The 12745-nt window shown below is 63.9% G+C and carries 6 protein-coding genes; 5 read left to right on the top strand and 1 reads right to left on the bottom strand.

Annotation, left to right across the window (positions count from 1 at the left end):
- Positions 1-95 precede the first annotated feature (95 nt).
- Positions 96-1385: an aromatic amino acid transport family protein gene (locus tag CIMIT_RS11695; RefSeq protein ID WP_051904991.1), complete on the top strand. Its 1290-nt coding sequence runs from the start codon at positions 96-98 to the stop codon at positions 1383-1385.
- A gap of 15 nt (positions 1386-1400) precedes the next feature.
- On the opposite strand, the gene CIMIT_RS11690 is transcribed toward CIMIT_RS11695, so the two are convergent.
- Positions 1401-2342, bottom strand: coding sequence for an acrylyl-CoA reductase family protein (locus CIMIT_RS11690; protein ID WP_038593348.1), 942 nt, complete (start codon positions 2340-2342; stop codon positions 1401-1403).
- Between the two features lie 152 nt (positions 2343-2494).
- On the opposite strand from CIMIT_RS11690, the gene CIMIT_RS11685 reads away from it, so the two are divergent.
- The 4 genes from CIMIT_RS11685 to CIMIT_RS11670 all read left to right on the top strand — a co-directional run bounded on the left by CIMIT_RS11685 (position 2495) and on the right by CIMIT_RS11670 (position 12563).
- Positions 2495-6709, top strand: a complete 4215-nt coding sequence (locus CIMIT_RS11685) for a trypsin-like serine protease (protein ID WP_038593345.1) — start codon at positions 2495-2497, stop codon at positions 6707-6709.
- 241 nt (positions 6710-6950) lie between these two features.
- Positions 6951-8339 (top strand): amino acid permease, encoded by a 1389-nt coding sequence (locus CIMIT_RS11680; protein WP_038593342.1) that lies wholly within the window; start codon positions 6951-6953, stop codon positions 8337-8339.
- A 378-nt stretch (positions 8340-8717) separates the two neighbouring features.
- On the top strand, positions 8718-10247 hold the full coding sequence (locus tag CIMIT_RS11675; RefSeq protein WP_051904990.1) for a hypothetical protein: 1530 nt from the start codon (positions 8718-8720) through the stop codon (positions 10245-10247).
- A 294-nt stretch (positions 10248-10541) separates the two neighbouring features.
- Positions 10542-12563: a hypothetical protein gene (locus CIMIT_RS11670; protein WP_038593339.1), complete on the top strand. Its 2022-nt coding sequence runs from the start codon at positions 10542-10544 to the stop codon at positions 12561-12563.
- Positions 12564-12745: the final 182 nt, after the last annotated feature.

The following is a 12745-nucleotide window of genomic DNA, read 5'->3' as shown; positions in this document are numbered from 1 at the left end:
GACGATTGCAACACTCCTGCTTTAGACTCCCCGTGTCCCACACAACGCAAGTTTCACGGAGGCAGCCCTTGCCCACAAGCGCACGCGAATTCAATATGGAACACCTCACGGAGGCAGATAAGCGGCAGATCGCGGAGCACAGCTCCGGCACCGTCCCCGACGGCGGCACCCTGTCTTGGGCGATCACACTGTTCGGTACTGCCGTCGGGGCGGGCATCCTCTTTTTGCCTATCGACGCCGGCAGCTTCGGTTTCTTCCCGCTCCTTGTAATTACACTGCTTATCGCCCCGATGGTGTTTTTCTCGCACCGCACCTACGCGCGTATCGTCGCCGCGTCGCCGAAGAAGGGCCTGGACGTGCTGCAGGTCGTCACGGCGTTGGCTGGACGCAACCGCGGGCTGATGACGGGTCTGATGTACTGGTTGTCCATTTACCCGATCGTGCTGATCTACGGCGTGAGCGTGACCAACACCATGGACAGTTTCGTGGTCAACCAACTCCACGGCCCGCATGTGCCGCGCTGGCTGATGGCCACGGTGTGCGTGGGTGTGCTCACGGGCGCGTACGCGTTGGGAAAGAAGGCGACGCTAGCCTTTGCCAACGCGCTGGTCTATCCGCTCATCATTGCGCTGGCCGCAGTGTCGTTCTACCTCATCCCCCAGTGGGATGTGGCCAGCTTCCGTTCCTACGAGTCGGGTACTCCGTTCTGGAAGGCGATGCTGCTGATTTTGCCGGTGTTCGTGTTCTCCTTCAACCACATGCCGGCAGTGTCCCAGTTTGCGCTCGACGTGCAAAAGCGTGAGGGCGGCGATGTCGCGGCTGCTGAGCGGACTGTGTCGAAGATTGAGGCGATCACCGTCGGCCTGCTCGTGGTGTTCACCATGTTCTTCGTGTGGTCGTGCACGCTCGCGCTTGGCGCTGACGGTATGGAGGCGGCGCGCGAGCAGAACATTCCCGTGCTGTCCTATCTGGCTAACGAGACCCAGACTCCGTTTTTGGCCGTCCTTTCGCCGATCGTTGCCCTGTGTGCGATTGCCTCGTCGTACTTCGGCCACGTCATGGGCGCCGAGGAGGGAACTACCTACCTCGTGCGCGCCGTCGCGCCGGGTGTTGCCGAGCGCCTGGACCCAAGAAAGCTGCGCTGGAGCATTTACGTTTTCGTCTTCGTCACCACCGTGGCCGCAGGCATTGTTAACCCTTCCATCCTGGACTTAATCTCGGTGGTCGGCGGCATCTTCATCACGTTTTTGGTCTACATCGTGCCGATGCTGCTGTTCCGCTACGCCAAGGATTACCGGCGTTTTGCCAACACGCCGGAGACCTGGGGTGTGTTCATCCTGGGCATCGTCATCATGGGTGTGGCTATCTGGCAGATGTTCGCCTAAGACAGGAACCCGTGACTACAGCTCCACCACGGTGCGCCCGGCGTGCTCGCCGGCCAGCACGCGCCGCCCCATCTCCACCACGCCGTCGAGGCCGACCGTCTCGGTGCGGATCGCGTTGATGTCGAGGGATTCGTCGAGGAGCTGCCACGCGGCGTCGCGAAGCGAATTGGGAGTGTCCACCGAGTTGATACCAACCAGCTGCACACCGCGCAGGATGAACGGCAGGACGCTGGCGGGCAGGTCGTTGCCGGCCGCCATGCCGCACGCGGTGGCGACGCCGCCCCAGCGCAGCTGCGTGAGCGCGTTGGCCAGCACGGTCGAGCCGACGGTGTCCACCACACCGCCCAGGCGCGCCTTCTGCAGCGGCTTGCCCGGCTCGGAAAATTCGGCGCGGTCGAGCACCTCGCTCGCGCCAAGTTCGCGCAGCCAGGGCCCATGCTTATCGACGCGACCCGTCACCGCCCACACCTCAAACCCTCGTGCCGCGAGCAACTGCACCGCGATGGAGCCGACGCCGCCGGTCGCACCCGTGACCAGGACGGGGCCCTCTGCTGCGTCCTCGTACAGGACGCGCTCCAGACCGGCCACGGACAGCGCCGCCGTATAGCCGGCGGTGCCGATCGCGGCTGCCTCGTGGGCGGAGAAGCGTGCGGGCACGCGGGTGATGTCGGCGGCCTCGATGCGCATCTCGGGGGTGTAGCCGCCGTGACGGCGCTCGCCGATGCCGCGGCCGTTGACGGTGACCAACGTGCCGTCGACAAGCGTGCCGACCGCATCGATGCCGGGGACAGTGGGCAGGTGCCGCAGGATGCCGCGGTTGCCGTCGAGCGCCATGGCGTCCTTGTAGTTGAGCGAGGAGTGGCTGATGTTGATCAGCGTGTCGCCCTCGCCGGCGAACTCGGGCTGCGTCTCGACGATCTCGGGGCCTTGCTCGGTAACAATCAGCGTGCGATTCATGGGGGCCAGTATAGGGACGAGCGGCGATGGTGGCACTGGCTTTGTAAGAAGGTTGTTATACGCTGCTGAAAAACTGGCAATAAACTGGAAAACCTGTGTCACCTGGGCGTATGCTTGGTGTGCCAACAATTGAATGAGTCAAAGGTCTGCCTGTGTCTGTTCGTGCCTTCTCCCCTGCCGTTGCACTGCTCACGGCTGCAACGCTGCCGCTGTCCCTCGTCCCCACCGCAACAGCGTCCCCGTACGTGGATACCGCCGTCGCGACGCTGAGCCAGGGTGACCTCATCTACAACGATGCCACCGGCCAGGAGTGCGCCGTCGGCTGGCTTCACGACGGCTACGCCTTCACCGCGGGCCAGTGTGGTGCCGATGGTGACCTTTTCCGAGACATCGACAATAACTATCTTGGCACCTTCGAAACCGACTACGACGAGGAGACTCGCCGCAACGACTTCGGCTGGATCAAGCTGGACATGGAAGTCGCTGAGGGGGAGAACGAGTACGAGCTGATCGAGTTCGACGACATCGCCCCTCGGGCGCTTCTGTATCGCTGGGGGCGAGATGGGGGAAGTGCGTGGAGCTACTACGAAGGCTTCGACGGCACGACGATGGTTGGTGACAAGGACATTGCTGAGTCGGCACCCGTGCTCGGCGAGCCCGTGATGGTGTCGCGCTCCGACGGCCTGGCTGGCCTCTACACCGGTGAGATGGACCGGCTCACCCTGATTACTCGCCCCGACCGGCAGGCCCTCAGCCCGCGCCGGGTTGACGCGGCGTACGTCGTGCAGCGACGGGGTAACGCGCAGCACGCCGACGTGTATCTGTTCTCACCCGATACAGGCCGTGGTGCAAAGATCGAGCTCCCGGGACCAGCCGCGGTGGACCAGGGCATGAAGATCGTTAATGTGACAGGCAATGGGCGCTGTACCATCGGCTACATCGGCGACGGTGTGGTGTACTCCGCGGGACACTGCGGGGATGAGGGCGACGAGATTTGGCTGAGTCACGATGATGATGATCGCCTCGTAGAGCGTATCGGCACGTTCCACACCAAATACAAGGAAGACGAGAGTCTCCCGGAAGATGAGCGGCCGAAAGTCCGCAACGATCACGGCTACATCACGCTCGAAAGTCCCTGGGTGCAGCTGGGCAGCAACGTCTACTCGGGTGACAAGGTTGTCCACTTCGAGGACATCAAGCCGGGCCTTGAGGTTTGTGCGTACGGCCAGACGACGAAGCCAGCGGTGCGCTGCGGGGAAGTGCTCGGCGTCGACGGCGCTGACATTGTGATGAGCGAAGGCGTCGATGGCCAGAAGGGCGATTCCGGCGGGCCTGTATGGGCGAAGGACGGCAGCGGTCTCGTTGGTATCTTCTCCGGAGGGGCGAGAAGCGGAGAATATGCGACGGCGTCCTACCCGTACGCGATCACCGACAACAACAACGAGATTCACCTTGATTCCTATGGCATCCTCCGCGCCTTTGCCCGCAGCCTGCCGTACTACTCCGTCTTCGCCGTGTATCAGACCTACCTTGGTGTACGCGGGGAGAAGATCCCGACACCCGGGCAGCCGATCGGCCAGGGGGATCTCCTCTACGACTGGGAAGGGAAACCGGTGTGCCGCGTCGGGTACGTGAAGGGCAATCGCATTTACTATTCGACGGACTGCAGGACCACGCACCTATATACGAATCAAGGGGGCGCGGCAGTAGAAATTCCTTCGGGTCGCTACTATGCCAATCTCGCAGACACAGGGGTGCTGGTAGATTCCCGGCGTTGGGACAACTCTGGAAACCTCGACGTCGCAGATCGCATGGTGCCCTGGGATGAACTTTCTCCGGGAGATGAGATCTGCACGACGGGTGCGTCCCCGGAAGAACAGAAGTGCACGACGCTGCTTGGTCTCGACGGCCCGCGCCTGATTCTCAAAGACACCTTCGAGGGTGCCTTCGGTCTCCCCGGCGGCCCGCTGTGGGTCCCTGGCAAGGGGTTTGCTGGAGTCTATGCCGAGACCTGGGATGAATGGGGCCGGGGTATGCGCATCGACATGGTGTTCCCGGATGAGTCTCGAGACGCATACTACACAGAGCAAGCAGTCCGCGCCTCGGAGCTGGGCGAGACCTTCTACCAGCGGACTCCGACGATGTACGCAGATGATGAGCTGAACCCGACCTCGCCGGTGTCCTTCCCGAAGCGGAAGTTCCAGGCCGGGGACACGCTCTATGACGCCGCCGGCAACGAAGTCTGCGAGGTGACCCGCGTCGAGGCAGGCCGCCTCGTCGTGTCCTCGGAGTGCGGTTTGCATGCGTACACGCGCCTGGGCGAATACGTCGGCTATGTGGAGGAAGCCACGGGCCAGGCAGATCAGGTAGCCACCATTGAGGTAGATGACGTTGCCATGACGGCGGGCGAAGACAGTGCCGATACCGTCGTGCCGTGGGATGAGCTCACTCCGGGCGACCGGGTGTGCGCCGGGGGCGAGTGCGCCGCTTTTGCCGGCTACGACGGTTCCATGCTCGTGCTGGACAAACCGCTCACGGGCGTCCTGCCCGGTGCTGCCCTGCGCGTTGCAGGCAAGGGTGTGGCTGGCATGTACCACCGCGATGGCATCGGGTCTCGCCTGGACATGGTCGAGCAGGATCGGGCTGCCGAGTCCAATGCCGTCGCGATCCGCGCTGCGTATGCGAAGGGCGAGCGGTTCTACGCCCACAATGACGCAGACTTCTGGTCCCTGGGCAGTGGTCGCGGCGAGCGCGTGCCGTTCCCGTCTCGTTCCCTCGATGAGAGCACCATGCTTTACGACACCCACGGGACCCCCACCTGCCACATCGGCCATACCGACGGTGCCTACCTATACGTCTCCTCCGCCTGCGGCACCGGTGCTGCCTACACCGCTGCCGGCGAATACATCGGCGAGGTCGACACCGCTCCCGCCGCGGGCAATCGTGACACCGTTGCAACCATCGAGGTCACCGGCCACCGCATGGAGGTTGGTACGAACACGCACAAGACCGTGGCGAGCTGGGATGCGCTGCAGCCAGGCGACACACTGTGCTCGGCTGCGGGTTGCGGCACGTTCTTGGGTCTCGACGGCGCGCAGGTGATCCACGACGCCCCGGTCCCCGACCTGCCAGGTGCCGCGCTGTGGAACCCGGAGCACGGTTTCGTCGGTGTCTCCGGCGGTGCGGGGAAGCCGGCCAGCCGCATCGACATGGTCACCGAGGGCCAGCACCCCTCGTACGCTGACCAGGTCAAGCGGGCACGCGAGTGGGGCGTGCCGTTCTACCAGCGTGCAGCCGCACGCTTCTGGAGCCCCGCCGGGCTCGGTGACGAGGTGCCCTTCGAATCGCACCCGAGCGTCAACCAGGGCGATCTGCTTTACGACGCCAACCACCACCCCACCTGCACCATCGGCTTCATCAACGACGTGGTGCTGTACACCGCCGCCGACTGCGCCAAAGAGGGAACGGTCCTCTACTCCGAATTCGGCGAGCCGCTCGGTGCGCTCACCGTTCCTGCGGGTACGTCCAAGCGCCCCGCCTTCGGGTACGTGCAGCTAGATACGCCGTATGTCGAAGCGGGGACCAATACCAAGTCCGGCTCAAAGGTCGCCGCGTGGGATTCGGTAAAGCCGGGCGACAAGGTCTGCGCATACGGTCCTGGCGCCGGGGAGCGTTGCGGCACCTACTACGGTCAGGACGGCGCGGCGGTCGTGCTTTCCGGCGACCTCGACGGTGATGTAATCGATCACGGCGGCCCGGTCTGGGTCCCCGGCAAGGGGCTTGTGGCTATCGACGCAGGCCGAACCGGCAACTTCCACACCGGGGCCCGCATCGACATGCTCACCCACGGAACCCAGCCCACGAACTACAAGGCGGTGCAGGAAGCGTACGAGCGCGGCGAGGAGTACTTCCAGCGTGCGACGGCGCACTTCTTCACAATCACACAGCCGAAGGGCGCAAAGGTCCCGTTCCCCAAGAAGCCGGTTCCGACGCCGACTCCGGACGCGACAGTGAAACCGGAGCCAACTCCGACTCCGGACGCCACGGCAACGTCGACGCCGACGGCGGAGCCTACCGCGAAGCCGAGCCCGGAGACCGAGGAAACTGTACCTAGTCCGACGGAAACAGAGACCGGTCAGCCGAGCACTGAGCCAAGCACCGAGACGACTAGCGCACCGAATGCCACGCAGACCGAGACTGAGCATCCCGCGAACAACGAAGGCTCGGCAGATGGCAGTTCGACAGGTGGCATTATCGCCGCGATTCTTATCCCGCTGCTGCTCCTGGGAATCGGCTTCCTGGTGACGCAGGTGGTGGATGTGACGCAGTTCGGCCTGCCTCCGGTGCCGCAGGTATTGCGGTTCTAGAAACGGAGCTAGCTCCATTTGGACCGACCCCGTCGGTAAAACGCCTGGTCGCACTCGGTCGCAAACCCCAAACGGAGCTAGCTCCATGTACACCGACCCCGCCCGGAAACCCCGGAAACCCCAGGAGGGGGTACGCCCGCCTGCCCCCATGCGCGCCTAGACCTTTGATTCTCTTAGGCGACTGTAAGAAATCATCATGCCGTGTTAGTGTGTGGCGCACCACAAAGAAAGGCAGGTATTGATGTCCACATCACATACAGGCGGCACCGCCACCCCGCGCGCCGGGGAGTTACCGGAGCAGTACAGTGACGAGCACCTTGAGCTCGGCCGCGCCGAGTTCCAGACCGAGAACCTCTCGGAAGCGGATATGGAGCAGATCAAGGAGCAGCGCGCCGGGGACAAGCCGGACGGCACGTTCCTCTCTTGGGTGATCGCGCTCTTCGGCACCGGCGTTGGCGCGGGTATCCTCTTCCTGCCGATCAACGCGGGCAGTTTCGGTTTTTGGCCGCTTGTACTGGCCACGCTGATCATCGGCCCGATGGTGTACTTCTCCCACCGCGCGTACGCCCGCATTGTGGCGGCCTCCCCGGAGAAGGGCCTCGACGTCCTCCAAGTCGTCACCGCCCTGACCGGCCGCAAACGCGGCCTCGCCACCGCGGTGATGTACTGGTTGGCCATCTACCCGGTGGTGTTGATCTACGCGATCTCTATTACCAACACGATGGACAGTTTCATCGTCAACCAGCTGGGCGGGCCGGAGATCAACCGCTGGCTGCTGGCCACGATCTGCGTCACGTTGCTCACCGGCGCGTACGCGATGGGTATGAAGATCACGCTCTGGCTCGCCAACGTGCTGGTCTACCCGCTGGTCGTGGCGCTCGCCGCGGTCTCGATCTACCTCATCCCCAAGTGGGACCTGGCCAGCTTCCGCGGCTACGAGTCCGACACTCCCCTCTGGCAGGCCATCATTCTGGTGATGCCGGTGTTGGTCTTTTCCTTCAGCCACATCGCTGCCCTGTCGCAGCTTGCGCTGGATATGCAGAAGCGCCACAACGGCAATGTCGCGGAGACGGAGCGTGCGGTCTCGCGCATCGAGCTGGCCGCCGCCGCGATGCTGGTGGTCTTCACCATGTTCTTCGTGTGGTCTTGCGCGCTCGCGCTGGGTGCCGACGGCATGGACGCAGCCCGCGAGCAGAACATCCCGGTCCTGTCCTACCTGGCCAACGAGACGCAGACGCCGTTCCTTGCGTGGGTGAGCCCGGTCATCGCGATCTGTGCGATCATCACTTCCTACTTCGGCCACCTACTGGGCACCGAGGAGGGCACCAGCTATCTCGTCCGCGTCGCCGCGCCGCGCACCGCCGCCAAGCTGAACCCGCGCGCTACTCGACGCCTCGTGCTCGCCTTCGTCTTCGTCACCGCTATTCTCGCCGCGGTTGCCAACCCTTCGATCCTGGACATGATCTCCGTGGTCGGTGGCATCTTCATGGCGTTCCTGCTGTTCATCCTGCCGGCCTTGCTGGCGGTGAAGGCCACCGCGTTCCGACACTATGCCTTCCGCCCCGACACCATCTTCGTGTTTGTGGTTGGTGTACTGGCTGTCGGCGTGTCGATCATCCAACTCTTCTAGATCCCACTCCCCCGCCCCTACCCCCACAGCACCCTTGGTCGTGTGAGATGCACCACGTTCAGGGGTGCTGAACTTTTGTGAAAAGCATCTACTTTATAAAGCGACCCGGGCGTACGACGGGTTTCTCCGTGTTTATTCGCGGCCATAAACAACCGCTGACCATATGATAGGCAAGTGTTCAACAATTCCGCCGGTCATCGCGGTCGAGTGTATGCAACATGCCATGCAAGGAAACGAAAATTATGCGGGACAAATAATTTTACTCATCTCGCTAGGTAAACAGGTGACGCTTTTGTAAGCTGAAGCAGGAGATAATCGAGGCAGGGCCCGGCGTTTAGAACACGAGACGCCGGGCTTTTCCTCTGCCATACTTCTTCCATGTCGAGCAGGCAATTTACGCTGGATACCTCAGGCGAGCGCTGGCGCTTGCGCGAGACGGAAGCCAGCAAGCTGCGTAACGAGCGAGAAAAGGAAGCACGCGAGTACCGCAAGCAGTTCCGCTCGCCACGAGCCCGCGGCATCCTGCTGGCCGTCGCCGTCCTGCTTGCCCTGCTCCCCGCGCTGCTCATCTTTACCCTCTGGCACGTCCCCTCGGACGAGGAGGCCCGCGTAGAAACCGTCGCCCAAAGCCCAGACACCTTCGTCGACGACCCGGCCAACCTGCTCACCCCAGCGCAGGAACAGGACCTGCTACACGAAGCGGACGACCTGCCGCACCCGTCGTCAGTGACGCGCCTGCGCTTCATCGTCTTCGACGATTCGCTCGACAACGTGAACGACTCCGTCGAAAACTTCATGCGCGACACGCACCCAGCGGAGATCGGCCCAGACCATTTTGCCGACGGCGCGCTGCTCGTCGGCGCCGCGATGGGCACCCGCCACCAGTTCATTTTCGCGGGCGAGGACGTCGCGGACCAGCTCGCCTTGCGCAGCGGCTCGCACTTGGACGACTCGCTCGAGGCGATGGCCGAGGGCCTGCGCGCCGGGAACATTCCGCGCGGGCTTCTCGCCGGCGCGCGCCACGCCACCGATCCCGAGCTCGTCTACGAGCACAAAGTCGGCGACGTACGCATCCTGCGCGCGGCGCTGCCGGTGCCCGTAGGCCTGGGCGTGTTCGCGGCTGTGCTGGCGATTGGTGCGTGGCCGGTGCGTCGCGTCGAGAAGCGAAAGCAGCGTGTTGGGGAGGCGAGACGCAACAAGGACCTGCTGGCGCGCGAGTACACCGCGCTGGCCATGCGACTCGACCAGATCGATGAGCGCGCGCGGAGCGTGGATTCGCGCTTTGTGCACGGGGAGCTGCGCGCGCAGTGGGCGCAGGTGAGCGAGCGTTTCCTTGCGCTGGATGCCGCGGTGCGCGACCTGCCCGTAGACACCGACAGCGACGCGCTGGCCAACGCCGCGGCGCTCGAGGACGCCGCGCAGACGCTCGAAGACGCCCAGCGCGCCGAGGAGCACATCGACCAGCTCTACCGTATGGAGCGCGGCGACGTTGAAGTGCGCAAAGCACACCTGGCCGAGCTGCGCGAGGACGCCACACACGCTCACACCGCCACAGCCAAGGCCGGCGACGAGGAGCTCGCCGATGGCGTCGAAAAGATCATCCAACGTCTCGACGCGCTTGCGGTCAATCCGCAGGACCAGGCCTTCATGGACACCTTCGTCCGTGTGCTTGGCGACTACCGCCTCACCATGGAGGCCCTCCAACGCCGCCAGTTCACCGCGAGCGACGGCGTCGATGACTACGCGGCACCGCGCCTGTGGGAGCCGGAATTCCGCTACCCCGGCTACGTCAGCTACCGCGAGCTGCGCCTCTGGGACGCGACCAACAACAGTCCGAGCTCCGACAACGGGACGAATTCCGGCTTTAGCTCCGGGTTCTCGGGCTCCGGCGGCTCCAGCTCCTTCTAGGGGACACCGCGCACTTCCCGGAAAAATAAGCGGAACCTTCTCGCCTCTCGCGCTCTAAATGGGGGGTGGTGAGCGCTCTTCCGGCCTCGGGGGGGTTGGGCCGTGGGCGAGAAGGTTCGCACGAAGAAGTATGACACGCTTTGCAGTTCGTGTCTACCTCAGCGGAAAAACAATTTTCATCAGAGCACAAACCAGCAGGTCAACGGGACAAAATTAGATAACCACCGCACCTGCACACCCGCGCTGTCGTACCATCATCGTGAGCAAGCCCGACACACGCCGAAGAAGGACCCCATGGCCAAGAACGACACCGCTTCGTTAACCCCGGAGCAGGCCAACGATGTCAAAAACAGCGACGCCTACAGCTTCCAGGGCACAAAGTTTCCGCTGCCGGACGGCTTTACCGTCGCGCGCGAGGACCTGCCCGATTGGCGTCTCGCCCACTTCGCGGTGATCCTGCCGGTGTTCCCAGACGCCCTGACCAGCATGGATGTCACCGAATGGACTCCGGGCCGCTTCCGCGGGATTAAGTCGATCGAGGTCCCAGTGTGGGACGCCGAGGCCGCTGCTTATCGACGCGCCACCGACATCCCTCGCCACCTCCTCGACAAAGCCGCCTACCACTACACCCCGCGCGTGTTCCTCAAAGGCGCGCACTCCCGCTTCCGCTCGCCGCTGGATGAGTCCGTGGGCGCAAAAGCCGTCGACGCGGTCGGCGGCGCGTCAGAGTGTTCCCCCAAGCACACGCGCCACAAAACCAGCGTGCGCGCCCGCCGCCTGCTCTTCCGCCCGGACATCACCCCGGAGAACGGGAAGACGCCGCCGGAAGATCCCCGCCAGAAGACCCGCCCGGGCGCGGAGTTTGTGCTGGTGGACGACCCGGAGGTGCTCGCGGCGGTTGGCGGCAGCACGCGGAACCTGGAGCGCTTCCAAGGCCGCGCGCTGCACAACCCGCACGCGCGGATCTCGCTGGCGTGCGTGGAGCACCTGCAGTACACGGGCCCGGGGCTGCGCAGAATCGGCACCGAGGACACAGAGGACACCGGGGACACAGAAAACACCACCTTCCAGAACAACTTCCTGGTCTTCCACGTCGTCGCGGAGCACTGCTCGAGTGCCGCACTCGAGGCGATTTCCAAGTCGCTGTTCCGCAGCCGCAATAGGGTCCCGCTGCTTCCCGAGTACACCCCAAACCCCACCCACATCACCGAGGTCCGCAAGGAGAACCTCCTGAGCCTGTTGCTCGCACGCTTCGGCGAGACAATCGGTAACACCAGCCTGGCATTCGGAAACGGCGGCGGCTTGAGGTGGGCGCAGGAGAAGGACGGCCTAACCGCGGGCAATCCGTACACGACGATTACCGCGATCCCGGCCCGCGAGGGTCTCGAGCTACCGCAGCGCATGCAGCAGCGTGGCGAGCAGGACTTGGGCCCGTGGACGGTGCACGACGCCTGGGCGTGGTTCCTCGCCACCCGCGCAGATCTCTTCCAGCCAGAGCTCACCGCCCTTGACCAGCACTCGCTCGACGCATCACGCGTGCAGCTGTTCCGCGACTGGACCGTCCACTCCGACGAAAACGGCCTCGCCGTGGTACGCCGCGCCCCGATCGAGAACGCCAACAATTTCTTCTGGATCCACACCGGCACCCGGCTTGTGGACCTGGCCATCCTCGTCCGCCGCGCCGACAAATACCTCGCACAGATGGCAAAGCAGCTGCGCGCGATGACCTTCGGCTCCACGGAGATTGACCAGCTGCGCCTGAAGGACGAGTGGAGCGACGACGACATCCAGAAAGCGTCGTCAACCCTGCGCCGCAGCCTGCGCAACTTCGAGGCGCTGCAGACCGAGCTCGTCGTGTTCCGCGACCACCTCTGGTACGAGTCCGTCAGTGGCCGCCCCGTCGACACCGCGGTGCTGCGCCACATGCTGCTCGCCACCGGCACCCGCGACAACTTCGATGAAATCGTCTCTGAGCTGGAGCTTCGCAAGGACATCTACGCCACGCAGGCCGACTCGATCCAGGTGGCGCTGGACACCGTGCGCCGCCAGAAGGCGCAGGAGAAGGAGGAGCGCGAGAAGGAGCAGGAGCGCCAGGAGCGCCGCCGCGAGGCGGAGGAGCAGGAGCGCCGCGAGGCCCTGAACATCAACATCGCGATCGCCGGTCTCGCGCTCGCTGTGCCGGGACTGATCGACCTGTGGCCGCGCGCCGAGGACAGCCACACCGAGTTCTGGGTTTCCCTGGTCGTCGTGCTGGCGATCGGCGCGGTGCTGGCTTCCCGCCTGCGCCGCCAGGGCGTCATCGGCCGCAAGGACTAGGGGCTTTTTGCTTATCGACGCCGCGTTGTCCCCCGCCGCGCCAAAACCATAACTCAAAATATAAACCAAAATATAAACCAAAATCGCAATCAAAAACGCGCAGGTAGAAGGAATATTTGCGCACTGTTTGAACGATTCTGAGTGCGATTCTTCAAAATATAAACCAAAAGCGTAATCAAAAT

The organism is Corynebacterium imitans, from assembly GCF_000739455.1.
Taxonomy (GTDB): Bacteria; Actinomycetota; Actinomycetes; order Mycobacteriales; family Mycobacteriaceae; genus Corynebacterium; species Corynebacterium imitans.
The sequence above is the reverse complement of the archived record's forward strand: the minus strand, read 5'-3'. Positions and strand labels throughout refer to the sequence as shown.